The sequence below is a fragment of the Gluconacetobacter entanii genome (assembly GCF_003206495.1).
Lineage (GTDB): Bacteria > Pseudomonadota > Alphaproteobacteria > Acetobacterales > Acetobacteraceae > Novacetimonas > Novacetimonas entanii.
In genome coordinates, this window is the sequence record NZ_NKUF01000013.1 from 37,063 (window position 1) to 61,484 (window position 24,422).

Below are 24,422 nucleotides of genomic sequence, written 5' to 3' on the forward strand. Positions count from 1 at the left end.
GTTTTCATGAAGCTGACGCGCAGGGTGGTCATAGGGGGCGGGATCGCCCTGTGTGGGGGCGGATTTTCGGGCGTCCGGGGGGCATTTGCAAAAAATCCTGCCTGCGACACCGATGTCGTGCATACGGTCCAGACAGGGTTCGAGGGGCTGCGCGCCGACGGTTATGGGCTGCTGCGGGGGCGCAAGGTCGGGCTGATTGCCAATCCGACCAGTGTTGGCCGCAACCTGCATCATATCGCCGATATCATCCACGCCGATGCCAGCATCAACCTACAGGCCATCTTCGGGCCGGAGCATGGTTTTCGCGGGTCCGCCCCCGCAGGTTCGTCAGAGGCCCTGACCCGGGACCCGAAGACCGACGTCATGGTCTATGACATCTATAACGTGTCCGGCCCCCGGCTTGATGCGATCATCCGCAGTTCCGGCATCGATACGATGGTCTTTGACATTCAGGATGTCGGGGCGCGGTTCTATACTTACATCTCCACCCTCTATGACACGATGGCGGCGTGCGCGCGACTGGGGATTGACTATGTCGTGCTTGACCGGCCCAACCCCATTTCGGGAACCCGCGTGGGTGGTCCGGTGCTGGATCCGCGCTTTGCCTCGTTTGTCGGGCGGCAGGCCATCCCCATCCAGCATGGCATGACGGTCTGCGAACTCGCCAGCCTGTTCAACGCATGTTTCATTCCCACGGTGTCCGGTCGTCCCGTGCAACTGCGCCATGTCGGGATGAAGGGATGGACGCGCGACCTGTTCTTTGACCAGACGGACCTGCCATGGGTTCCGCCCAGCCCGAACATGCCGACAGTGCAGACGGCGATCGCCTATCCCGGGACGTGCCTGTTCGAAGGGACGGACCTGTCGGTTGGCCGTGGCACGGCGATGCCTTTCCTTTATCTTGGCGGTCCACGCCTTGATGCGACGGCGTGGCGCGACCGGATGGAGCAGTCCGGGCTGCCCGGTGTCGCATTCCGCGATGTCGCTTTCGCCCCCGTGGCATTTGTGGACAAGGGGGCGATGGACCATGGGTTGCAGATCGTCATTACCGATCGCAAACGGTTTGATGCCGTGCGGACGGGACTGACGCTGCTGTCCACCCTGCGTAATCTGACGGGTTCGGTGCCGTGGCGGGGAAAGGATGCACGGACATTCGACCTTCTCATGGGAACGGATACGGTCCGTCACCAACTTGATCAGGGAACGGCGCCCGACGCCATTATCCAGTCATGGCAGCCGGAACTTGCCCGCTTCATGGAAACACGGAAGAAATATATGCTTTATTCCTGAATCCGGGGCGCAGGGAAAGAATATCGCGCACCTGCGCAAACGACAGAAAGTTTTTGGTGAAGCTTTTTCCAAAAAGCTTCAAGAGAACAGTCATTCCTGAAAAAAAGACCGCATCCGGCAACCTTCGGGTCAGCAGGTTTTCCGCAACGGCCCTTCATTCACTGAACAGGAACTGCCGGGTGGCAATGCCAGCCGCCCCCGTGGCCCAGTCGGTACGCCGCGTTTCGCGCAGGGTCAGGGTCGTTTCCCAGTCGGGACGGGGCATGACGTTGGTTTCCATGGTCTGGCGCAGTACCGCGCCAAATACGCCTTCACGGAACGGTTCGTCCAGCAGCACGACCACCTGGCTCGGGTCGAATAGCTGCACTAGTTGCGCCACCGCCAGTCCCATGGCCCCGCCAGCGGTATGAAGGATGCGAAGTGCGTCGGCATGTCCGTCGCGCGCCAGCATTTCCAGTTCCTCTGGTGATCCGGGCAGGCCATGCTGATGCGCCATGGACCGGATGGCCTGTAGCGAAGAAACGGTGTCCAGGCATCCCCGCTTGCCACAACTGCACGGGCGTTCGGGCTCGCGCCCGTCAGGCCAGAAAACGGTTGTGTGGGAGATTTCGCCCGCACCGCCATGGAAGCCGCGATGCAGTTTCCCATCGACGATATGGGCGCATCCGATGCCCCCGTCGCCCACGATGATCATGCTGAAATCCGGACAGTCGCGCAGGATGCCGAACAGATGTTCGCCCTGTACCAGCGCATTCGCATCATTTTCAGCAAAGACAGGTACTTTCATCCGGTCCTTGAGTGGCGTGACAATATCGACATTGCGCCATCCCAGCGCTGTCGAGCGCAGGCACATGCGCCTGTCGCGTGCGACAAAACCGGGAATGGCAATGCCGATCCCGCCCAGTGGGCCGGCCCTGTCACCTGCCTGTTCCAGCAGGTCGTCTATCGCCTTGGCGATCTGGTCCACGCACAGGTCCGGGTCGGATATGCGGGGCAGGTCCATCTGGACCAGGATTTCCCCATGCAGGTCCGTCAGCAGGATCTGTCCGGGGTCCGATTGCAGCGAAACCCCCGCAAAGCAGGCGGAGACGGCATTCAGTCCCAGCAGGATGGCGGGCCGTCCCTGCCCGAACACCAGTTCCCGTTCGGACAGGATGTTGCGGTCAAGAAGTTCACGCGTCAGGGTCGAGACTGTAGCCTTGCTCAGGCCCGTGATATCTACAAGCTGTGTCCTGCTGATATTGCCCATCGTGCTGATGGCGCGCAGCACCCGATATTGTCCTGACGTAAACATCTGCATCCTGACTGGCTGTCCCTGTAGATTGTTTTTAATTGATACGAAGCCGGAAGACAATTAGTATGAATGTCGAACTTAGTGAGTTAATTGAATGATTCCGGATGCTTTTCCGTGGGCACGGCCTGCCACCGATACAGGTTCTGCGTATCGAGATCAGCCCGTCATACATAACCATCAGGAGAAGATCCGGTGATACTTTGCGCCGATATCGGTGGATCCTATATCGATTTTGCGGAAGCCGACCCCAGCCATCAACTGGCGCACCGGCAACGCCTGCCGACACCGACTTCTGATCTGGAAGGGTTTGTTTCGGCACTGGCCACCATGACCGCCGGGTATGATCCCGCCATTCCGCTGCATATGGCGATTGCCGGCGTCTGCGCGCCCGATACGGGGCAGACGCGCACCGCCAATATCCCCTGTGTCAATGACGTGCCGTTGCGTGAACTGCTGACCGGGCGTCTGGGGCGGCATGTGCTGGTGGCCAACGATGCACATTGCTTTGCGCTGAGCGAGGCCATGCAGGGCGCGGGAAAGGGGCATGAAATCGTTTTCGGGATCATTCTGGGGACAGGGGTCGGAGGGGGCCTGATCATCCATGGCCGTCCTGTCATCGGCCGTGGCGGCCTGGGGGGCGAATGGGGGCATGGTCCCTTCATTGCGCAGTCTGCCGGGGCGGACGCCATCCCCTGCCTGCCGTGCCAGTGCGGGCAGAATGGCTGCCTCGATACGATTGGCGGCGCGCGTGGGATCGAACGCCTGCACCAGCATCTGGGGGGGGAGGTGCTGCATGCCCGCGACCTTCTGGCCAACTGGCAGGAGGGCGAGGCTTCCGCGCGGCGCACCGTCGATGTCTGGCTGGATCGCATGTCCGCCGGTCTGGCGATGATCGCCAACGTGACCTGGGCCTCCATCATGCCGGTTGGCGGTGGGCTGGCGCATCAGGTGGAACTGATCTGGGCGCTGGACCGCATGGTGCGCGATCGCATCCTGCGGGAGCAGGGGAGCGTACTGGTCGTTCCGGCCAGCCTGCCGGCGGATTCCGGCCTGATCGGTGCGTCATGGCTCAGGGATTGAGGGGCGGGCGCTTCCTTTCCCGGATTGTCTGGCAACGGAATTAATGCAGGGCGCCTGCCTTTAGGGCCTCCATCGCAGGTGCCCGGAGGAATTGTGACAAAAATGCTACGATCCTGATGGGGCTGTAATCTGGGTGTGTTTCGAAAAATAATAAATATAAAACAAAGAGTTGATACGTTTTTATGGTATTTTCAGGCTATTTTCATGGCTAAAATGCACTGAAAAATACCGCACCCACTTTGTTTTCATTCCAAAACTATCATTGGACGGTTTCCGAACTATTGCTTTGGTTTCGATAGGTCTGTCATTATCCATTAACGGAACAAAACGTTTGTTTCGCCGCTTTTTCACCTGAATGCAGGGATTCACGTTCATGAACGTTTCGTATCGTAATCTATCCCTCTGTTGTACTGTATTGGCGAGCCTGGTTGTCGTTCCTGCATATGGGCAGGGCGTGGCCACGACACGCGAAGGGGGAGCGAACGCTTCGTTACGTTCTAAGGCAGGGCATGCGTCCGCAACGGCAAAGGCTGCAAAGCCGGCCGCGACCAATGCGCAGCCCCATTCCGAAGTCGAACAGATCCATGTGACCAGCCATGGCATGACGACGTCGAACGGCGTGACCAACCTGACGCCGGGTGGCGGCCTGATGCCGACACAGACCGCCCCGCGTTCACAAAGTGGCCTGACACGCGACTTTATTGCAAAGCAGGCGCCGACGGCCAATATTTCATCGCTTGTTGCCGAACTGCCGGGTGTCAATTACTCCAGTCAGGATCCGTTTGGCCTGACGGGTAACAACATGACCATGCGCGGCATGACGCAGGCGCAGATCGGGTACCTGTTCGAAGGTGCGCCGATGGCTGACCCCATCAATTACCAGCCCTATAGCAGCATGATGGTGGATTCCGAGAATATTGGCTCGGTCACCGTCTCCCAGGGGTCGCCCGACATGGACGCGCCGCTGTACAACGCGGTGGGTGGGCAGATTTCGTCGCAGGAAATCAACCCGTCACATCGTCAGGGCGGTTATGTTGACCTCGCCGGCGGGACGCACAGCGCGAACAAGGAATTCATCCGTTACGAAACGGGTGATATCGGCAATACCGGTATTCGCGGTTTCGTGTCTTTCTCCCACACCAGCTACAACAACTGGCGTGGTCCGGGCGGCCTGTTCCGCTATCACATTGATTCGAAGTTCGTGAAGGAATGGGGCGACGGAAACAGTATTTCCGCCATCTTCTCCTATAACCGCCAGCAGCAGACCTCATGGCGTTCGCCCACCCTGGCGCAGTGGAAGCAGTATGGTGACAACTTCAACTATCATGGCGACTTTACGCAGAATGATCCGCTGTTCTATGGCCTGAACATTACGAACCTGAACGCGCAGACCATCATCCTGCCGTCGCACTTCACGCTGACGAAAAACCTCAAGCTGCATGTCACGCCCTATTACGAACATCAGTTCGGTCCGTCGAACGGTGGGGAAAGCATCCCGACCACGGGCGGATACATGGGCACCCAGCAGTATAGCGGCCTGACCGGTGTCCCCACCGGGACCGGTTCGATCCTGACGGAATCCATCGATCCGTGGGACCAGAAGAGCGCATCGCTCAATACATCGCTTGACTGGACGATGGGCCATAACAAGCTGTCGATTGGGTACTGGTATAACTATACCACCCATCAGGAACTTTCGAGCTTCAACCGTGTGTTCGCCGACGGGTCCTATTCCGACAGTCCGCTTCGTGTCGCGGATACCGGCCGGATCCTGACCGGCTATGACCTAAACTTCAAGCAGCAGGTCAACACGCTGTTCATTGCCGATACGCTCAAGCTGCTGCATGACCGCCTGACGCTGAGTGCCGGTTTCCGCGCGGCGATGGTCAGCAGGACGGGCACCAATAACGTTCCGGGTGCTGATCCCTATTACAAGGCGGGCAACTATTTCGAACCTCTGCCCCAGTTCTCGGCAAGTTTCAAGATCACGCCGCATGACCAGATCTATGTCAACGGCACCACGGCCTTCCGTGCCCCGGCATCGGTCGAGGCTTACAGCCAGATCTTCGATCCCAATTCGTCGCATGCGGTGGAACAGCCCGGTTCGCTCAAGCCGGAATATTCCATTGGCGAGGAAATCGGTTTCCGTCACTCGGGTTTCTACAACATCGCGGTGTCCCTGTTTAACCTGAACATGACCAACCACCAGGTCACGTCGATGAACTACATCCCTGGCACCAACCAGCTGATTTCCGAGCCGATCAACATCGGTGGCCAGACGTCACGTGGTGCGCAGTTCGAATTCGGCCTGCGTCGCTGGCATCACATCAGCCCGTACCTGTCGGGACAGTATCTGCATGCGACGATGGACAACAACTTCAACGCTGGTGGCGGGAACTATCTGCCGACGGCCGGGAAAGTGGCGGTTGAGTCACCGGAGTTCACGGGGGCCATTGGCCTGAACTATGATGATGGCCGCTTCTTCGGCAACTTCGCGCTGCGTTATGTCGACTCCCAGTACACGACCTTCATGAATGACCAGAAGATCCCCTCTTATATCACCTCTGATATCACGCTGGGTTATCGCCTGAAGAAGCTTGGTCCGGCAAAGGCCCCGCAGATTCAGCTGAACATCATGAATATCGGTGACAACCACTACCTGTCTGGTGGTTCGAGCTTCACCACCAACGCCCATCCGACCAAAACGGTTGCGGGAAACATGTATAGCAGTAATGGTGTGGCAACGACGTCTTCGCCCGTCTATCTTGTGGGTGGCGCATTTGCCGCGATGGTTTCTGTATAGGCTGGTTTCTGATAACTGCCTGCTGTGGCGGCAGCCATTCCTTTCGGGATGCTGTCGCCGCTGACGGGCCAAGGAGGATTCATTGTCCCCATCGCATCCCGAAAGTCCCGCTGGCGCCTATGGTTGGCGACCGATCATCGTCATTGCGTGTCTGTTCTTCATTATCGGGTTTGTGACGTGGCTTAATGGTCCCCTGATCACCTTTGTTCAGGTGGCGTTCAATCTGAGCACCGTCAGCGCGTTTCTTGTGCCGATGTGTTTTTACCTTTCCTATCTGCTGTTCCCGCTGCCTGCGACCCTGCTGGCGCAGAAGACTGGCCTGCGCAGCGGCCTTGTGGTGGCGCTGGTCATCATGGCGGTAGGAATTGCGATTTTTGGCGAATGCGTCAGCATGCGATGGTATCCGGGCGCCCTGTCCGGACTTTTTGTCATCGGCGCCGGGCTGTCGCTGCTCCAGATCACGATCAATCCGTATGTGACCCTGCTGGGCCCCACGGAAAAGGCGGCGCAGCGGATCGCGATCATGGGGGTGGCGAACAAACTGGCGGGGATTGTCGCCCCGATCGTCCTGGCCATGCTGGTGATGCGCAATATCAACGATATCGCATCAAGGGTGAAGGCCGCGCCGGATGCCATCGCGCGCGACCATATCCTGGACCAGTTCGCCCATGCGGTGCAGGTGCCCTACCTTGTCATGGCGGTTATCCTGCTGGTGACGGCGGTGGGGCTTGCGCGTTCCTCGCTGCCGGAAATCGACATCTCCGGCAGTAACTCGGCCACGCCGAGCACGCCGCCCGCGACGCAGGACGACGCAGCCAGAACCACGCCCCGGGGGCCGACCTATCTGTGGCTGGGCGTGCTGTGCATGTTTGTCTATGTCGGGACCGAGGTAATGGCCGGTGACGCCATCGGGGCATATGGCGCAAGCCTCGGCCTGCCGCTGGACCAGACAAAATTCTTCACCTCCCTGACGCTTGCGGCGATGATGGGGGGATACATCCTGGGCATGTTCCTCGTGCCGCGTGTCTTCTCGCAGGAACGTTATCTCGGCCTGTCGGCAATCTGCGGCCTGGCGCTGTGCGTGCTGACATGGCTGACACAGGGATATGTTTCGGTCATGTGTGTCGCGCTGTTCGGTTTCGCGAATTCCATGATCCTGCCATCCCTGTTTCCCATCGTCATCCGCGATGTGGAAGAACGGGGCGCGCAGGCGACGGCACTTCTGGTCATGGCGTTTTCAGGGGGTGCGGTCCTGCCGCAACTGTTTGTGCAGTTAATGCCGGTCCTGGGGGTGCAGAGCGCCTTTGTCGTGCTGATGGCGCCGTCATATTGCCTGATCGTGCTGTATAATATCCTGATCCAGCGGCGGAACCGGTCGCGCCCCGTGCCGGTGATGATGGTTGAGTCATGAGATCTGGTCACGGGTTGTACATCTATCCGTGGGATATCATGGACCACGACGACCTGCCCGACCTTGCCGCCGGTCTGAAGGCGCTTGGGATCAGCAGGCTGTGCATGGCCGCGGCCTATCATACGGGAAAGTTCCTGCGTCCCCATGGGCGGGATGCGCGGGTATATTTCCCGCAGGACGGGGCCGTGTACCTGCCGACCGATCCCGGCAGGTATGGAACCATCCGGCCCATCATGGCCCAACGGATGCCCCCGATGGATGTGCTGCGGACGCTGCATGACCATGGTCTGGCCATTTCGGCATGGACGGTCCTGTTTCACAATACCGCCCTTGGCACGCGCCATCCGCAGGCTGCGTGCCATAATGCGTTTGGGGACTGCTATCCCTACAGCCTGTGTCCGTCGAACGCGGATGTGCGGGCCTATGGCATCGCCCTGTGCCGCGATATCGCATCGCATCCGTATATTGGCGACATCATTCTCGAAACCCCCGGATGGCAGCCGTTCCATCATGGTTTCCATCATGAAATGAGCCTCCTGTCCGCCAATGCATGGCCTGATACCCTGCTCGGCCTGTGCTTCTGTGACGCCTGCATGGAGGGCGCGACCCGTGCGGGCGTGAATGCGGCGGGGCTACGACGGCGCGTGCGTGGACACCTGTCTTCATATCTGGCGCGACAGTGCGATGGGACGCCAGCGGAAGGGGAAGACAGGCTGATGCACGCCATCGTGCAGGATGATGCGCTGCGTGACTTCCTGCGCTGGCGCTGCCGGCAGGTAACGTCACTGGTGCGCGACATCCACGAGGCGGTCCGCGCGGATGCAACGGTTCATGTCATCCCATCGGTTCAGGCCAATCCGGTCCGTTCATGGATCGAGGGCAGTGACCTTGAGGCCCTGTCGCGTGCCTGTGACGGGCTGGAGGTCTGCCTGTACGGGCCTGACACGCAGGCCCTGCTGGCGCGTTTCGAGGACATCCGTGAAATCGTCCCCGCCGATCGTCCCCTGCGCCCGGTCCTGCGTCCGGCCCCCTGCGATTTTGCCGATGCCGGGGCCTTCGTCGCACAGGTCGAGGCGCTGTCCCGCCGTGGCGTGCGGGATTTCGCCTTTTACAATTTCGGTCATCTGCGCCGGGAAAACCTCAACTGGATATATCGGGCACTGGATGGCCTGCCTGCCCCTGCATAGGGCAAAAAGGGCAGCACCAGCGCATCGGAAGTGGAGAATGTCATGAAGGTTGTCATCTGTCCGACTGCTGAACGCGCAACCGCGCTGACGGCGCGTGTCATTGAACAGGCCCTGCGCCAGAAGCCCGATATCGCGCTGGGACTGGCGACAGGCCGGACGATGGAGGCGGTGTACGGCCATCTGGTCAGGGCACATAAGGAGGACGGGCTGGATTTCTCGGCATGCCGGACGTTCAATCTGGATGAATATGCCGGTATTGCACCGACCTCGCCGCATTCGTATCGCACCTACATGAACGCGCACCTGTTCTCCAAGGTGAATGTGCCGCTGGAGGCCACGCACGTGCCCGATGGCATGGCCCCCGACATGGCGGCGCAGTGCGCGGCATATGAAAAGGCCATGCGCGATAGCGGCGGCCTGGGGCTGCAGCTTCTGTGGCTGGGGGAAAATGGTCATATCGGTTTCAACGAACCCCTGTCCGCCCTCACGTCGCGCACCCGTCTCGTGACGCTCGACCCTGCAACGCGGCGGCAGAATGTGGGCATGTTCGATAATGATCTGGAGCAGGTGCCCCATCATGCGGTGACAATGGGGGTCGGCACCATCGCCGATGCCCGGCGGACGCTGATGGTGGTGACCGGGGCGGCCAAGGCCGCAATCCTGGCCCGCGTGATCGAGGGACCGGTCACGGCAGGCATCAGCGCGACCGTCCTGCAGATGCACGCCGACTGCCTTGTGATTGTGGACGAGGCGGCGGCGGCGGATCTTTCATGCCGTCCCTATATCGAATATCTGATGCAGCATGACCCGGAACTCAAGGCGTTGCTGGCCTGATGGGACGGGTCGTGACGGTACGGTATTTTCGTGGGACGGCATGACGTGACAGACGAGGCAATTCTTGCGGTTGATGGCGGGGGGACCCGTACCCGCGCCGTCGTGGTCGCCCCTGACGGACGTGTTCTGGCGCGCCGCCATGCAGGTGGCAGCAATCCGTATGACAAGGCGGACTGGGCCCGGACGCTGACGGACCTGCTGCGTGATATCAGCCCGGTTCCCCTGCGGGCGGCGACCATCGGGCTTGCGGGGTACAGCGCGCTGCGCCCGTCCTCGCGCCTGCAGGAGGAGGTCGTCCGTGACGTCCTTGGGCCTGATGTGACCATCATGATGTGCTCGGACGTGGAGATTGCCTGCATCGGCGCATTTGCCGACGGGCCGGGCATCCTTGCACTTGCGGGGACGGGTGCGGTCATCTGGGCCGAAGACCGTCGCCATCCCCCGCTGCGCATCGGGGGGTGGGGCTTCATGCTGGGGGATCAGGGCAGCGGGTACTGGATCGGGTGCGCCGCCCTTGGCAAGGTGGTGCATTTCCTTGACACCCGCCACCCTGACGGGGCCGCGTTCGCGGGCCTCATCCTGCGTGCGCTCGACCTGCCGGTTGACCCCGAACTGGCGGGGGAGGCCCTGCTGGAATGGCAGCGCATCCAGGACCATCCCCGTTCGGCGATCGCGGCGCTGGCCCGGGAGGTCAGCCGCCTTGCCGACGAAGGCTGTGCCGATGCGGTGGAGATCCTTGAACGCGCGGCGGGATTCCTTGCCTCACAGGTCCAGACCGCGCGTGCGCGCCTGGGGCAGGCCCTGCCGTGGAGCCATAGCGGCAGTGTATTCCTCAGCCACACCGTGATCGAGGCCGTGACCCGCCTGCTCGGGGAGGCCCCGCGCGCCCCACAGTTTTCCGCCATAGGGGGCGGGGCGATGCGTGCGGCGCGCCTTGCGGGATGGAAAGTCGATGGGGCATGGCTGGCGCAGTTGCGCACCGGCCTGTCGTGCGACTGAGCGCGGCACGGACCCAATGACGGATGAGATTTATGATCGGACGTAACCCATGAATATCAGTGGCCAGCTTGTCCTTGAGGACCGGATCATCGGTGCGTCGATGTCCTTTGACGGCATGATCGGGGACATCACGCCCAGCGCGAATGCCCCCGAACGTTATATCCTGCCCGGCTTCATCGACGGCCATGTGCATGGCGGGGACGGGGCGGATACGATGGATGGGGTGGATGCCATCCACCGCCTGTCGCGCTTCCATCTGGCGCATGGCACCACGACCATCCTGCCCACCACGATCACACGCCCATGGGCCGATGTGATGGATGCGCTCAACGCCGTGGCGGAAGTCTGGCGCAATGTCATCCCCGATGGCCCGCTGGTCCATGGCGCGCATCTGGAGGGGCCGTTCGTCAGCCCGCATCGCCTTGGCGCGCAGCCACCATTCGCGATCGCCCCCGATCCGGTCCATGTCGGGGAAGCCATCGCCACCGGCGTGGTGCGGGTCGTGACCCTTGCCCCGGAACTGGAGCATGCGCAGACCGCGATGGAAACCTTCGCCCGTGCCGGCGTGCGCGTCAGCCTGGGGCATACGGTCACCGATTACGAAGGGGCGGAGCGCGCGATCTGCCGTATCTGTGCGGCGGGTGGCGTGGCGGGGGCGACGCATCTGTTCAATGCGATGGCCCCGATCGAAAGCCGTCGTCCCGGCCCGGTCACGGCACTGATGTGCAGCGACGAAGCCTATGCCGAGATGATTTTTGACACCCACCATGTCCATCCCGCGACCTTCCGCCTGGCGCATCGCGTCATGGGATCGCGGCTGCTGTTCGTAACCGACGCCATGCGCGGGACCGGCGGTGGTGACGGGATCAGCCAGCTTGGCGGCCAGACCGTGCATATCAGGGATGGCGTGGCGCGGCTGGATAACGGGGCGCTGGCGGGCAGTGTGCTGACGCTGGATGTCGCCGTGCGCAACGCGGTCGCGGCGGGAAAGTCACTCTCCGACGCCGCCGCCCTCGTCAGCACCAACGCCGCGCGGTATCTGGGGCTGGAGGATCGCGGTCGCCTCGCCAGTGGCTGCCGTGCCGATTTCGTGGTCATGAACAGCGCATTGCAGATCGAGGAAGTCTGGGTCGGCGGACGGCGTCTGCGCTGATCGCGGGGCGGCCGGGGCATGGCGGGGGAACGGGTATTGGCTTTTTTACATATGCGCCATGCGCTTGTTGCTGCGGCAATACTTGTCACACCCTGCATTGCGATGGCTGCGCCCGCGCTGATACCGATGCCCGCATCCTATGTTCCCGGTGCCCGCCCCATCACGCTGACCGGGCGGGTGGAGGTCACATGGCCGCGCGTGCGCTCCCCGCTGCTCGACCGTGTCGTGGGGCGGTTTGAAAGGCGTCTGGATGTGCTTTCGGGACGTCGCTATGCCCCGGAATATGGCCCTGTCGTCCCGCTGCGGCTCCAGATCGACTGCACGGCGAAGGACCCGCACATGCTGTCGGTCGAAATGCGGGAGCATTATCACCTGCAGGTTGACGATCATGGCGTGCTGCTGACGGCGGATGGACCTGCGGGCGTGATCCGGGGGCTGGCCACGCTGCTGCAGCTTGTGGACCATACGGCCGATGGCCCCGTGCTTGATGCCGCCGTGATTGATGACCGGCCACGTTTCGCATGGCGTGGTCTCCTGATTGATGTCAGCCGCCATTTCATGACGCCCGCGACGCTGGAGCGCCAGATTGACGCGATGGAGCTTGCAAAGCTCAATGTCCTGCACCTCCATCTTTCGGACGGGCAGTCATTCCGGGTTGAAAGCCATCGCTATCCGCGTATCCAGAAAATAGCCGCGCGGGGGGAGTATTATACCCAAGGGCAGATCCGCGCCCTTGTGGCCTATGCGGCGGAACGGGCCATCCGCGTCGTGCCTGAATTCGACACGCCGGGCCATTCCTTCGCCCTGCTGACGGCCTATCCGCAATATGCGGCCCAGACGCCCGATGCGATGGACCAGCGGCAGGTCTATGTCGATGCATTCGATCCGACCCGGCCGGAAACCTACGTTTTCCTGCGCCATCTCTACCACGAAATGGCACGCCTGTTTCCCGATACCTATTTCCATGCGGGCGGGGACGAGGTGCGGGGATGGCAATGGACGCAAAATCCCCGCATCGCCGCCTACATGAAGGCGCATGGCTATGCCGACCCCAAGGCGTTGCAGGCGGCATTCACCGCGCGGATTGCCCGTATGCTGGAACATGATGGCAAGGTCATGATGGGCTGGGACGAAGTCAGCGAGGCCCCGGTGCCGCAAGGCGTGATGGTGGAGGCGTGGCGGGGTCAGAAATATGCCGCCTCCGCCGCGGCGGCGGGGCATCCTGTCGTGGTGTCGGCGGGCTACTACCTCGACCTGTTGCAGCCCGCGGCCGAGCATTATCGCGTGGACCCGACGGATACGCTGTCCGATGGCCAGAAAAAGCAGGTCATCGGGGCGGAGGCGGCGTTGTGGACCGAAACCGTGACCGAAGAGATGCTCGACGCGCGGTTATGGCCCCGCACGGCCGCCATTGCGGAGCGTTTCTGGTCGCTGCAGGATGTGCGTGATCCCGACAGCCTGTCCGCGCGCCTGCCTGTCATGCAGGATGAACTGCAGGTGCTGGGCAACCGGGCGCAGGCGAATACGTACCGCATGGCGGCCCGCCTGGCGCCCGCCGATCCGCAACCGCTGCTGACATTGCTGTCGGTGACAGGGCCGGTGCGCAACTATGCCCGCAACCATCAGGCCTGGCAGTATCTGCACAAGGTGCCGATCACACAGCAGCAGTTCGACACGCCCGCCGATATCGCCGCCCCGGACAGCTTCGCCGCGCAGGCGTTCAATCGCGATGTCCGCGCCTGTCTTGCGGGGCAGCATGCGTTGAAGACTGACCTGCGCGCCCGGCTTGTGGCGTGGCGTGACAATGATGCGGCGATGGTGCGCCTGGTGGCGCAGTATCCGGTGCTGCAGCCATTGCTGCCGGTGTCGGCCGAACTGGCGGCACTCGCACGCGCGGGACTGGCGGCGCTTGATGGTGGCGGCCACGGCTGGCGGGACAGTGCGCGCCATGCGATCACGCTGGCGCACCAGCAGATCGACGCCTCCGCCACGACAAAGGCGGCGCACACCATGGCACAACCGCCAGCCGATCTTGTGCAGGAGATCGTGCCGGGGATCGAGGCCCTTATGGCGTCGGGTCGGAAGACCTGAGTTCGACTACGAAATCATACATATCCGCGCGGTAGGAGGAGTATGTGACCTCCAGCACGCGGCCATCGGCAAGGAAGGCGCGGCGTTCGATCTGCAGGATGGGCGCCGGCTGTTTCAGGTGCAGCCAGAGTGCTTCCTGCTGGGTTGCCAGCCCGGCGCGCAGGCGTTGCAGCGCGCGCACCGCCACCAGCCCCCGCGCCCGCAGCACGGCATAGAAGGAGTCCTGCACCAGATAGGGATCGGGCAGGTCGCGCGCCGTCACGATGGCGGTCTCCACCGCCATGGGTTCGTTATTGGCGGTCCGGATGAGTTTGAGGCGGATAATGCGCGTGCCCGGCGCGACCCCGAGGGCCATGGCCTCATCCGGTCCTGCCGTGGCATGCTGCCGGTCCAGCCAGTGCGAACCGGGGGTGAAGCCACGCGCACGCATGTCCTGTGAAAAGCCGCTCAGTTCCGAAAGCGGCTGGCTGAAACGTCCCGATACGAACGTGCCGGCCCCGGTCTTCTGGATCACGAGGCCTTCATGCACCAGCTTGGCCATGGCCTTGCGCACGGTCACGCGCGAAACCCCGGTCATGCTGGCCAGTTCACGCTCTGCCGGGATGGCGTCCCAGCGACGTAACTGGCTGCTTTCGATCATCTGCCGCAGCCGTGCCTCCAACTGGAGGTAGAGCGGCATGTGACTGGCGGGATCAAGCCGCAGTGCTTCCTCGAACCTTGCGTGATGCTCCACCCGGATCAATCCTTCCGCTCACCCGTCGCATCCATCTGCGCCTCGATCGTGCGCAGGTTGCCGTCATGGGCCGCCAGCAGTGGATCGATCCGGTCCGCGGCGATGCCCCAGCGCAGCATGACCGCGCGCTTGACGTTGAAGCCCGTCGCCTTGAGCGCATCCATGGCCTGTTCCGCCGTGCTGGTGGTCAGGTTCTGCACCATGCGGCAGGCCCGGCGGCGCAGCTTTTCATTGACGACGCGCATGTCCACCATCTGCCCGCGATAGGCATGGCCCATGCGGATCATCAGGGTGGTGGAAATCAGGTTGAGCGTGGCCTTCTGCGCGGTTCCGGCCTTCAGGCGCGTGGAGCCGGAAATGACTTCCGGTCCCGTCACGATCGAAATGCCGACTTCGGCCGCGCCCAGCAGCAGGCACGACGGATTGCAGGCAATGCCGATCGTCAGGCTGCCTGCCGCGCGTGCGGTTGCGATGGCGGAACAGGTATAGGGGGTGGAACCACTTGCCGCGATGCCGATGACCACGTCGTCCGGCCCCGGATTGTGGGCCATGATTTCGCTTTGGGCGACGTCCTTGCGGTCTTCCGCGCCCTCGGCGGCCTGATAGATCGCATCGTTGCCGCCCGCCAGCAGCAGGACAAGGCGCTCGGGCTCCCACCCGAAGGTCGGCAGCAGTTCCACCCCGTCCTGCATGCCGATGCGGCCCGATGTCCCTGCGCCGACATAAAACAGCCGTCCCCCCGCCAGAAGGCGGGGCAGGGCTGCGTTGACCGCACGTTCCAGTTCGGGGACGGCGGCGCGGACGGCGGCGACCGCACTCATCTGTGATTCCGCCAGCGCATCGAGGACCGATGAGACGGGCCACAGGTCAACATCCGCGTAACGCGGATCCTGCCCCTCGGTCAGGACAGGAAGGGCAGGGGAGGAATTCGGGGTCATGGAAGCACGCGCTCCGGCAGTATCAAGGGTGGAAAAGGTCAGGACCGGGGTATGGAAAGGGCGGCAGCGGCAGCAGTTGCAACATCATGGCGCAGCTTGATGACATTGCCATGCCCATCGGGATGGACACGGTTGGCCAGGATCAGGACATAGGTATCGCTGTCGGGATCAAGCCACAGCGATGTCCCGGTAAAGCCGGTATGCCCGAACGACCCCACGGGAAAACGCTCGCCCCGCGGCGATGAATAGGGCGTGGAGATGTCCCAGCCCAGTCCACGCAGGTCGGTCCTGCCCTGCGGCTGCTGTGGCGTGGTCATCATCATGAGCGTGCTGGTCTGCAGCGGGAACAGTGACGGCCTGCCCGCGCGCCGGTCCAGCAGCGCCTGCGCATAGACGCACATGTCGTCGGCCGTTGAAAACAGGCCCGCATGTCCCGCGACGCCGCCCATGCGCCGGGCGGACGGGTCATGCACCTGCCCGCGCAGCATCTGGCCGTTTTCATCGAACTGCGTCGGTGCGATGTGCGCGCGCCATGTTTCCGGCGGAAGGAAGCCTGACATGCGCATATTGAGCGGTGTCAGGATATAACGGCTGGCATAGGCATCGAGCGTCATGCCCGACAGCTTTTCCACCAGGAATCCCAGCGTGATGAAGTTGATGTCGCTATAGACGAACCCGCTGCCCGGCGGATGGTCGGGAACGGTGTTCATCGCCAGCCTGAAGGCCGCATCGCGGCCCTGCCACTTGTCCTGCAGGCCCAGATCGGGCCGCAGGCCGGAATAGTGGGTCAGCAGATGCCGGATCGTGATGCCGGATTTTCCCTGCGTCGCGAATTGCGGCAGGTAGCGGTACACCGGGTCGTCGAGGTTGAATCGTCCCTGTTCCCACAACTGCATCATGCTGGGTGCGGTGATGACCGCCTTGGTCAGGGATGCCATGTCGAACACGGTATCCCATGTCATGGCTTCGTGCGTGGGCGCAACGGACCGTTGCCCGTGGACGGAACGGTACACGACCTTTCCCGCATGCCCGATGGCGCATACGACGCCCGGCGTGGCATGCGTGGTGACGGCCTGTTCAAGCAGGTGATCGACTTCCGCCATGTTCCGCGTCATGCGCTGTCCGTGGCTGGTGCGTGCGCATGCGCCAAGTGTTGCGGCCGTGGCGAGCAGCAGGGCGTGGCGGCGACGCAGGTGTCGTGTGGCAGGGAATGCGTGCATGGTGCAGGGGATCCGCTGGCTGAAAGGCGTTGCAGTATCTGATACAGGAATAATACCATTATGAAGTCGCAATAACAATGGCGTTTCATCATGTTTCAGGTACACATGCCTGCCGGGTGGAGCGGTGACATAATCGTGAATGCAGGTTCCCATGGCAGGAAGGATGTATTTCCAGCAATTATGTCATTGCGTTAACGAAAGAAAATTGTTTCGGAATCTGATGATTCCCGGCTTTCCTGTGGTATTGCTTTGGTTATATGATTTGTGTCCCTGAAATGATGGAATTGGCATGTCTCCCATCGATCTCTCGATTATCTGCATCTACTGCCTGACGCTGCCGTTCATTGCCTTTTTCCTGTCCGGACGGCAGGAGTCCGTCTCCGCCTATGTCGGTGGGGGGCATGACCTGCCGTGGTGGGTGATCTGCCTGTCGCTGGTGGCGACCGAAACCTCCACCCTTACGGTCATCAGCATCCCCGGCATCGCCTATGGGGACGGACTGGTCTTCGTCGGGCTTGCGATCGGCTATGTCATCGGGCGTTCACTGGTCGCATGGCTGTTCCTGCCACACTATTTCTCCGGGCAGTTCAGCAGTGTCTACCAGTACCTGGGGCAGCGTTTCGGTACGTCAATGGAACGTACGGTCTCGGTCACGTTCCTGCTGATGCGCGTGCTGGCGGAAGGGATAAGGATGTTTGCCGGGATGCTGCCGGTTGCGGCCATCCTTGCGGCCATGCATTTCCCGCTGCCACATTTCGTAGTGATGCTGATCATTGTCGGGCTGACCCTGTTCTATACGCTTTTTGGTGGCCTGCGCGCGGTGGTCTGGTCGGATGCGATACAGCTTGCCGTCTATGTCACCGGCGCTGCGGACTGTGTCTTCTTGCTGTACCACCATCAGACGGCGGCGCAGACGCATATGCTGGTGCATTCGTCGCGGTTCCACCTGTTCCAGAAATCCAGCCTGTTTTTCCTTAATCCCTATACCCCGCTCGCCGCCATCGTCGGCGGGGCCATCATGTCCATGGCGTCGCACGGGACCGACCAGTTGATGGTGCAGCGCATCCTTGCCGCACGGAACCTGCGCGATGCGCGCAAGGCGCTGATTGGCAGCGGCTTCATGGTGGGGGGACTGTTCACGCTGCTGTCGCTGGTGGGAATCCTGCTATGGGCGCGAAATGGCGGGCGTCCGCTGGCGGAAGTGGGATTGGGGGCGTCGGATGAACTGTTTCCCGATTTCATTGTCCATGGCCTGCCGCATGGACTGGCCGGCCTGCTGATTGCCGGCCTGCTGAGTGCCACCATGGGATCGCTGTCGGCGACGCTCAATTCCATGACCAGTGCGACGCTGCTTGATTTTTCCGCATTCTGCACATCGGTGACGAAACGCCTGCATATGGCGCCGCTGGCGTTCGCACGCCTGGTCACGCTGGCATGGGCCGCGATCCTTGTGCTGGCCGCGCTGGGTTTTTCACACAGCCACGGGCCTGCCGTCGTGTTCGGCCTGTCGGTGGCGGCATGTTCCTATGGCGCGATGCTGGGGGCGTTCGTGTTCGCCATGTTCGTGGCGCAGGCGGATGTGCGCGATGTCCTGCCCGCGTTCATCCTGACGCTGCTGGTGGTGTGCGGCGTGATGATGTTTGTCCATCCCTATGGCCATGTCATTGCCTTTTCATGGCTGGTGCCGTTTGGTGTGGTGCTGATGTTCGCATTCGGCACGGTGTCGCGCCAGGTCCGGCGCCTGCGGGCATGAGGGATACCCGATGGCATGAACGTGGCCACGATGCGCGCCTTGCCGTCGTGCTGTCACGTTTGTGAAGGGGGAGAGGCGCTCTATCTCTTTATTCTGTGGTGGCGTGGCCTTTATGAATGTTCGCCCGAAGGAAATGTCCATGCCCGCATGGATGTAAAATAAAGAAGCGGACCCAATACATGGCCAAAATCAAGGTAAAAAATCCCGTCGTTGAAATGGACGGGGATGAAATGACCCGCATTATCTGGCATTTCATCAAGGACCGCCTGATACTGCCGTACCTGGACATCGACCTTAAATATTTCGACCTCGGGATTGTCCATCGCGACGAAACGGATGACCGCGTGACGGTGGAGGCCGCCGAAGCCGTCCGCAAATATGGCGTGGGCGTCAAGTGCGCGACGATCACCCCCGATGAGGAGCGGGTCAAGGAGTTCGGCCTTAAGAAGATGTGGCGTTCGCCCAATGGCACGATCCGCAACATCCTTGATGGCACGATCTTCCGCGAACCCATCATCTGCGCGAACGTGCCGCGACTGGTGCCGCACTGGACCAAGCCGATCGTCATCGGCCGCCATGCCTATGGTGACATCTACCGCGCCGCCGAAACCCGCATCCCCGGTCCCGGCAAGGTCACGCTGCGCTACCAGCCTGCCGATGGTGGGGAGGAGCAGGTGCTCGATGTGCATGATTTCAAGGGGCCGGGCGTGGCGCTGGGCATGCACAATACCCGTGCGTCCATCGAGGGGTTTGCCCGTGCGTCGCTGTACTATGGGCGGGACCGCAAGTTGCCGGTCTACCTGTCCACCAAGAACACCATTCTCAAGGCCTATGACGGGATGTTCAAGGATGTGTTCCAGGAGGTCTATGAGCGCGAATTCAAGGCGGATTTCGAAAAGCTGGGCCTGACCTACGAACATCGCCTGATCGACGACATGGTGGCCTGCGCGCTGAAATGGCAGGGGGGGTATGTCTGGGCGTGCAAGAACTATGACGGTGACGTGGAAAGCGACATCGTGGCGCAGGGCTTCGGCAGCCTTGGCCTGATTACGTCCGTGCTGCTCAACCCCACGGGCGACGTGGTGGAGGCCGAGGCCGCGCACGGCACGGTGACCCGCCATTTCCGCGAGCACCAGAAGGGACGCCCCACCAGCACCAACCCCATCGCCTCCATCTTCGCATGGACACGCGGACTGGCCTATCGAGGGCGTTTCGACAATACGCCCGACGTCATCCACTTTGCCGAGGCGCTGGAGCGTGTCTGCATCGAGACGGTCGAGGGCGGTGAAATGACCAAGGATCTTGCCCTGCTGGTTGGCAACGGGACGAAATGGCTGGACACGCAGCCGTTCCTTGACGTTCTCGACGCCCGCCTGCGCAAGAAACTGTCCTGATCCCTCCATCCGCAGCAGGCCCTGTGATCCGGGGCCTGTCCTGACCACGGTCCATGAACGCCGTCGCCCGTCCGGGAGGCGGCGTTTGTGTTTGGGCCCGGTGCCCCATCCAGCCGGGCAAACCGCCGATCCCGGTGGGCGAATCGCAAGGCGCCGCCTGCGGGCGGGCAGTTCGCGCGGGCGTGTTCGCAAAAGGTGCAGAAAATCCTTCATCCCCCATTGATATTGAGAATTGTTCTCATATATGGTGAGGCGGACTCGCGGCAATGGATGGGTGTTTCATGTTTGTTTGTTCGTGCAACATGCTGACGGATACGGATGTAAATATCGCTGTAAGCAAGGGGGCCACCCATCCGCGGGAGGTTTATGCGGCAAAGGGATGCAAGGCGCAGTGCGGGAACTGTGTCCCGGGGGTCGTGTGCCTGCTGCGCCGGGCCCTGCGTCAGGCCCGCGAGGGACAGGGAGCGACGCTCGACCTGTCAGGCGGTGAGGGGCGTACCCTCATGGCATGAAGCACATGCCGTACGGTCCCGGCCATGGGCGGGACCATGCCAGCCACCCCATTGGGATGGCTGGCCTTTGGTCTGGTTACTCTTTCTCGGCAGAGGCGGAGTTAAGCTGGATGTAGCGTTCGATGCCGATCATCTTGATCAGGTCGAACTGACGGTCGAGGAAGTCTTCGTGCTCTTCCTCGTTATCAAGGATCTTGAGGAACAGGTCGCGCGAGACATAGTCGCGCACGCTTTCGCAATAGGCGATGGCCTCGCGCAGGTCCGCGATCGCCTTTTCCTCCAGCTTCAGGTCGCACTTGAGGATTTCCTCGACGTTCTGGCCGATGAGCACCTGGTTGTAACGCTGCACGTTGGGCAGGCCGCCAAGGAACAGGATGCGTTCGATCAGCCAGTCGGCGTGACGCATCTCCTCGATCGATTCCTCGTATTCCTTCTTGCCCAGCAGGGTGACGCCCCAGTGGTTGAGCGTGCGCGCATGAAGGAAATACTGGTTGATGGCGGTCAACTCGTTGGTGAGTTGCGTGTTGAGATGTTCGATGATCTTGGGATCGCGGATCATGTTTCCTGTCCTTGGTGCCTAGGGAATGATCATGAAGGACTGCCGGTGGGTGGCATGACGTTTCATGACGGGGTAGCGCAAAGCCATGCAACCCTCATCAGGCAGGGCCTATCACCGATCCTGCCGAAGGGGAAGGCTCCGGCCAAGTAGAAAAGCCGGGAGCAGGCATGCGAATTGCAAAATAATGAAATAAACATGCTGCAATGCAACACAACTTGTCGCGTCATCTATCCCGCCGTCACCCATTTGCGATATATTCGCATTGTTAATGTTTCGCGATTGCCATGATGCGAAAATATCTATTGCTGGAATCTTTAAAATCGCATAATTTTTCCTTCTGGCCATACTAAAAACAACAATATGAAAAAATATGGCGGCGCGCCCTTGCATTCCTTGCGCCAGAAAAGGATTCAGGACGCGATGCCATCGCAAGTGGGAACGAGCAGACATGACGAAGTGGGTATACAGTTTCGGAAACGGCCTGAACGAGGGACGCGCGGAAATGCGCAACCTTCTGGGCGGCAAGGGTGCGAATCTGGCGGAAATGGCGTCGATCGGCCTGCCGGTGCCGCCCGGCTTCACCATAACGACCGAAGTCTGCTCGGCGTTCTATGACAACGGACGCAAATATCCCGAAGACCTGCGCGCGCAGGTCGATGCGGCCATGCAGCGCATCGAGGGGGCCATGGGCCTGCGTTTCGGCGATGCCGACGCCCCGCTCCTCGTTTCCGTCCGTTCCGGCGCGCGGGTCTCCATGCCGGGGATGATGGACACCGTCCTCAACCTTGGCCTCAACGATGAAACGGTGCAGGGGCTTGCCCGTTCCTCCGGCGATGAACGTTTCGCGTGGGACAGCTATCGCCGTTTCGTGCAGATGTATGGCTCCGTCGTCATGGGGGTCGCCCATCACCATTTCGAGGACGTGCTCGACCAGTTCAAGCGCACGCTCGGCGTGATCGACGATACCGCCATCACCGCCGCGCAGTGGCGCGAGGTCGTCAAGGCCTATCACGAGATCATCCACGAACATACCGGGCAGGAATTCCCCTCCGACCCGCAGGCGCAGCTCTTGGGGGCGATCGGGGCGGTGTTCGGTTCGTGGATGAACCCGCGCGCCAATACCTATCGCAGGCTGCATGACATCCCGGCCTCGTGGGGGACGGCGGTCAATGTGCAGTCGATGGTGTTCGGCAACATGGGCGATGACTGCGCCACGGGCGTGTGCTTCACGCGCGATCCCTCCACCGGGGAGGACGTGTTCTACGGCGAATACCTCGTCAACGCGCAGGGCGAGGACGTCGTGGCCGGGATCCGCACCCCGCAGCCCATGTCGCGTGCCAGGGCGGAGGAGGGGCAGCATCCGATGGAGACGGTGCTGCCGGATGCCTATGCCGAACTGCTGCGGGTGCGCACCCTGCTGGAGCGTCACTATCGCGACATGCAGGACATCGAATTCACCGTGCAGCGCAACGTGCTGTACCTGCTGCAGACCCGCAACGGCAAGCGGACTGCGGCCGCGGCCCTGAAGATCGCCATCGACATGGCGCGAGAGGGGCTGATTTCCAAGGAAGACGCGATCTGCCGCGTTCCCGCGACGTCGCTTGACCAGTTGCTGCATCCCGCGCTCGACCCCAAGGCCGACCGCGTGCAACTGACGCGCGGCCTGCCGGCATCGCCCGGTGCGGCGTCGGGTGCGGTCGTCTTCACCGCCGAGGAGTGCGAGGCCCGCGCCGCGCGTGGGGAGGATGTGATCCTTGTGCGTGTCGAAACCTCGCCCGAGGACGTGCATGGCATGCATGCCGCGCGTGGCGTGCTGACGGCGCGTGGCGGCATGACGTCGCATGCCGCCGTAGTTGCGCGCGGCATGGGGCGTGTCTGCGTCGCGGGTGCCGGCAGCGTGCATATCGATTACGCCACGATGGTCATGACCATCGACGGCCATTCCATTGCCGAAGGGGACTGGATCACGCTCGATGGCAGCACGGGCGCGGTCTATCTCGGGCGGGTCGCGACCATTCCGCCCATCCTGTCGGATGATTTCAACACGCTGATGGGCTGGGCCGATTCCATCCGTCGCCTTGGCGTGCGGGCGAATGCCGAAACCCCCGACGATGCGAAGACCGCGTGCCGTTTCGGGGCAGAGGGGATCGGCCTGGCGCGCACGGAACATATGTTCTTCGGCCCCGACCGCATCGGCCATGTGCGCCAGATGATCATCGCGGACGAGGAAACCGTGCGCCAGCGTGCGATCAATGCGCTGCTGGTGTTCCAGCGCGATGATTTCGTCAGCATCTTCCGCATCATGGCCGGACTGCCGGTGACGGTGCGCCTGCTGGACCCGCCGCTGCATGAATTCCTGCCGCATGCCGAGGCGGAATTCGCCGAGGTGGCGACGGCGCTGGGCAAGACGGTCGAGGAAATCCGCGCCCGCTGCGCCTCCCTGGCCGAAGCGAATCCGATGCTGGGCCATCGCGGATGCCGTCTGGGCCTGACCAACCCGGAAATCTATGCGATGCAGGTGCGTGCCATCATCGAGGCCGCGTTGCAGGTCTCTGACGAGACGGGCAAGGGGATCGTGCCGGAAATCATGATCCCGCTGGTTGCGACCAGGGCGGAACTGGAGGTCGCACGCCGTGCGGCAGAGGCGGAAATCAGCGCCGTGCTGCAGGAACGTGGGGCGGCGCTTGATTATCGTATCGGCACGATGATCGAACTGCCACGTGCCGCGATCCAGGCGGGCGAAATCGCACATCATGCGGATTTCTTCTCCTTCGGCACCAATGACCTGACGCAGACGACATTCGGCCTGTCGCGCGATGACGCGGGATCGTTCCTGCCGTTTTACGTCGATCATGGACTGCTGCCCAAGGACCCGTTCGTTTCCATCGACCGTGAGGGCGTGGGCGCGCTGGTACGCATGGGGGTGGAACGGGGACGTGCCGCGCATCCGGGCCTGAAGCTGGGCATCTGCGGCGAACATGGCGGTGATCCGGACTCGATCGCGTTCTTTGACGAGGTCGGGCTGGATTATGTGTCATGCTCGCCCTTCCGGGTGCCGGTGGCCCGCCTTGCCGCGGCACAGGCGGCGCTGGCCCATCGCAAGGAAAACGCTTCGGCATAAAGCGCAGAGGCAGGCGGTGCCGTCGCGTCGTGCGGCGGCACCGTGCTGTA

Annotated in this window: 19 protein-coding genes; 13 read left to right on the forward strand and 6 right to left on the reverse strand. The window is 61.9% G+C overall.

Going from position 1 to position 24,422, the window contains the following annotated elements:
* Window positions 1-6 precede the first annotated feature (6 nt).
* On the forward strand, window positions 7-1,290 hold the full coding sequence (locus CFR72_RS07725; protein ID WP_110913437.1) for an exo-beta-N-acetylmuramidase NamZ family protein: 1,284 nt from the start codon (window positions 7-9) through the stop codon (window positions 1,288-1,290).
* 154 nt (window positions 1,291-1,444) lie between these two features.
* Here the strand turns inward: CFR72_RS07725 and CFR72_RS07730 are convergent, their stop codons facing one another.
* Entirely contained in the window at window positions 1,445-2,584 is a 1,140-nt protein-coding gene (locus CFR72_RS07730) for an ROK family transcriptional regulator (RefSeq protein ID WP_167400329.1), read from the reverse strand.
* A gap of 192 nt (window positions 2,585-2,776) precedes the next feature.
* Between CFR72_RS07730 and CFR72_RS07735 the strand changes: the two genes are divergently transcribed.
* The 8 genes from CFR72_RS07735 to CFR72_RS07770 all read left to right on the forward strand — a co-directional run bounded on the left by CFR72_RS07735 (window position 2,777) and on the right by CFR72_RS07770 (window position 14,142).
* The gene (locus CFR72_RS07735) at window positions 2,777-3,664 is read left to right on the forward strand and encodes an ROK family protein (RefSeq protein ID WP_110913408.1); all 888 of its coding nucleotides are present in this window, start codon (window positions 2,777-2,779) and stop codon (window positions 3,662-3,664) included.
* Between the two features lie 454 nt (window positions 3,665-4,118).
* Window positions 4,119-6,467, forward strand: a complete 2,349-nt coding sequence (locus CFR72_RS07740) for a TonB-dependent receptor (protein WP_244182209.1) — start codon at window positions 4,119-4,121, stop codon at window positions 6,465-6,467.
* Window positions 6,468-6,549: 82 nt separating this feature from the next.
* The gene (gene gluP / locus CFR72_RS07745; protein WP_110913409.1) at window positions 6,550-7,878 is read left to right on the forward strand and encodes a glucose/galactose MFS transporter; all 1,329 of its coding nucleotides are present in this window, start codon (window positions 6,550-6,552) and stop codon (window positions 7,876-7,878) included.
* A complete protein-coding gene (locus CFR72_RS07750) occupies window positions 7,875-9,065 on the forward strand; it encodes a hypothetical protein (protein ID WP_146220677.1) in 1,191 nt (396 codons plus the stop codon). Before gluP ends, CFR72_RS07750 begins: the two co-directional genes overlap by 4 nt.
* A gap of 42 nt (window positions 9,066-9,107) precedes the next feature.
* Window positions 9,108-9,899, forward strand: coding sequence for a glucosamine-6-phosphate deaminase (gene nagB, locus CFR72_RS07755; protein ID WP_167400331.1), 792 nt, complete (start codon window positions 9,108-9,110; stop codon window positions 9,897-9,899).
* Window positions 9,900-9,944: 45 nt separating this feature from the next.
* Window positions 9,945-10,898 (forward strand): N-acetylglucosamine kinase, encoded by a 954-nt coding sequence (locus tag CFR72_RS07760; protein ID WP_110913412.1) that lies wholly within the window; start codon window positions 9,945-9,947, stop codon window positions 10,896-10,898.
* Between the two features lie 49 nt (window positions 10,899-10,947).
* On the forward strand, window positions 10,948-12,051 hold the full coding sequence (nagA, locus tag CFR72_RS07765) for an N-acetylglucosamine-6-phosphate deacetylase (RefSeq protein WP_110913413.1): 1,104 nt from the start codon (window positions 10,948-10,950) through the stop codon (window positions 12,049-12,051).
* Between the two features lie 36 nt (window positions 12,052-12,087).
* Entirely contained in the window at window positions 12,088-14,142 is a 2,055-nt protein-coding gene (locus tag CFR72_RS07770; RefSeq protein WP_244182210.1) for a beta-N-acetylhexosaminidase, read from the forward strand.
* On the opposite strand, the gene CFR72_RS07775 is transcribed toward CFR72_RS07770, so the two are convergent.
* The 3 genes from CFR72_RS07775 to CFR72_RS07785 are packed head-to-tail and all read right to left on the reverse strand — an operon-like array spanning window position 14,117 to window position 17,033.
* Complete coding sequence (locus tag CFR72_RS07775; protein WP_244182211.1) at window positions 14,117-14,875, reverse strand: GntR family transcriptional regulator; 759 nt, start codon at window positions 14,873-14,875, stop codon at window positions 14,117-14,119. The genes CFR72_RS07770 and CFR72_RS07775 overlap by 26 nt on opposite strands.
* A 5-nt stretch (window positions 14,876-14,880) precedes the next feature.
* Window positions 14,881-15,813 carry an N-acetylmuramic acid 6-phosphate etherase gene (locus tag CFR72_RS07780; protein ID WP_110913416.1) on the reverse strand — a complete coding sequence of 311 codons (933 nt, stop codon included), beginning with the start codon at window positions 15,811-15,813 and terminating at the stop codon, window positions 14,881-14,883.
* Between the two features lie 38 nt (window positions 15,814-15,851).
* Window positions 15,852-17,033: a serine hydrolase domain-containing protein gene (locus CFR72_RS07785; RefSeq protein ID WP_110913417.1), complete on the reverse strand. Its 1,182-nt coding sequence runs from the start codon at window positions 17,031-17,033 to the stop codon at window positions 15,852-15,854.
* Between the two features lie 289 nt (window positions 17,034-17,322).
* Between CFR72_RS07785 and CFR72_RS07790 the strand changes: the two genes are divergently transcribed.
* The 3 genes from CFR72_RS07790 to CFR72_RS07800 all read left to right on the forward strand — a co-directional run bounded on the left by CFR72_RS07790 (window position 17,323) and on the right by CFR72_RS07800 (window position 20,692).
* On the forward strand, window positions 17,323-18,786 hold the full coding sequence (locus tag CFR72_RS07790; protein WP_110913418.1) for a sodium:solute symporter: 1,464 nt from the start codon (window positions 17,323-17,325) through the stop codon (window positions 18,784-18,786).
* Window positions 18,787-18,965: 179 nt separating this feature from the next.
* Window positions 18,966-20,180, forward strand: coding sequence for an NADP-dependent isocitrate dehydrogenase (locus tag CFR72_RS07795; protein WP_110913419.1), 1,215 nt, complete (start codon window positions 18,966-18,968; stop codon window positions 20,178-20,180).
* 281 nt (window positions 20,181-20,461) lie between these two features.
* Complete coding sequence (locus CFR72_RS07800; RefSeq protein WP_110913439.1) at window positions 20,462-20,692, forward strand: (2Fe-2S)-binding protein; 231 nt, start codon at window positions 20,462-20,464, stop codon at window positions 20,690-20,692.
* A gap of 76 nt (window positions 20,693-20,768) precedes the next feature.
* Here the strand turns inward: CFR72_RS07800 and bfr are convergent, their stop codons facing one another.
* A complete protein-coding gene (gene bfr, locus CFR72_RS07805; protein WP_110094150.1) occupies window positions 20,769-21,251 on the reverse strand; it encodes a bacterioferritin in 483 nt (160 codons plus the stop codon).
* 111 nt (window positions 21,252-21,362) lie between these two features.
* Window positions 21,363-21,701 carry a hypothetical protein gene (locus CFR72_RS17165; RefSeq protein ID WP_146220678.1) on the reverse strand — a complete coding sequence of 113 codons (339 nt, stop codon included), beginning with the start codon at window positions 21,699-21,701 and terminating at the stop codon, window positions 21,363-21,365.
* Between CFR72_RS17165 and ppdK the strand changes: the two genes are divergently transcribed.
* Window positions 21,700-24,372 carry a pyruvate, phosphate dikinase gene (gene ppdK, locus CFR72_RS07810; protein WP_110913420.1) on the forward strand — a complete coding sequence of 891 codons (2,673 nt, stop codon included), beginning with the start codon at window positions 21,700-21,702 and terminating at the stop codon, window positions 24,370-24,372. The two genes, CFR72_RS17165 and ppdK, sit on opposite strands and share 2 nt — an antisense overlap.
* Window positions 24,373-24,422 lie beyond the last annotated feature (50 nt).

Excerpts from the sequence above, each read along its gene's own strand:
- CFR72_RS07725 (WP_110913437.1), top strand. The coding sequence starts at position 7 with ATGAAGCTGACGCGCAGGGTGGTCATAGGGGGCGGGATCGCCCTGTGT.
- CFR72_RS07730 (WP_167400329.1), bottom strand. The coding sequence starts at position 2,584 with ATGTTTACGTCAGGACAATATCGGGTGCTGCGCGCCATCAGCACGATG.
- CFR72_RS07750 (WP_146220677.1), top strand. The coding sequence starts at position 7,875 with ATGAGATCTGGTCACGGGTTGTACATCTATCCGTGGGATATCATGGAC.
- nagB (WP_167400331.1), top strand. The coding sequence starts at position 9,108 with ATGAAGGTTGTCATCTGTCCGACTGCTGAACGCGCAACCGCGCTGACG.
- nagA (WP_110913413.1), top strand. The coding sequence starts at position 10,948 with ATGAATATCAGTGGCCAGCTTGTCCTTGAGGACCGGATCATCGGTGCG.
- CFR72_RS07780 (WP_110913416.1), bottom strand. The coding sequence starts at position 15,813 with ATGACCCCGAATTCCTCCCCTGCCCTTCCTGTCCTGACCGAGGGGCAG.
- CFR72_RS07785 (WP_110913417.1), bottom strand. The coding sequence starts at position 17,033 with ATGCACGCATTCCCTGCCACACGACACCTGCGTCGCCGCCACGCCCTG.
- CFR72_RS07790 (WP_110913418.1), top strand. The coding sequence starts at position 17,323 with ATGTCTCCCATCGATCTCTCGATTATCTGCATCTACTGCCTGACGCTG.
- CFR72_RS07795 (WP_110913419.1), top strand. The coding sequence starts at position 18,966 with ATGGCCAAAATCAAGGTAAAAAATCCCGTCGTTGAAATGGACGGGGAT.
- CFR72_RS07800 (WP_110913439.1), top strand. The coding sequence starts at position 20,462 with ATGTTTGTTTGTTCGTGCAACATGCTGACGGATACGGATGTAAATATC.
- bfr (WP_110094150.1), bottom strand. The coding sequence starts at position 21,251 with ATGATCCGCGATCCCAAGATCATCGAACATCTCAACACGCAACTCACC.
- ppdK (WP_110913420.1), top strand. The coding sequence starts at position 21,700 with ATGACGAAGTGGGTATACAGTTTCGGAAACGGCCTGAACGAGGGACGC.
- CFR72_RS17165 (WP_146220678.1), bottom strand. The coding sequence starts at position 21,701 with ATGTCTGCTCGTTCCCACTTGCGATGGCATCGCGTCCTGAATCCTTTT.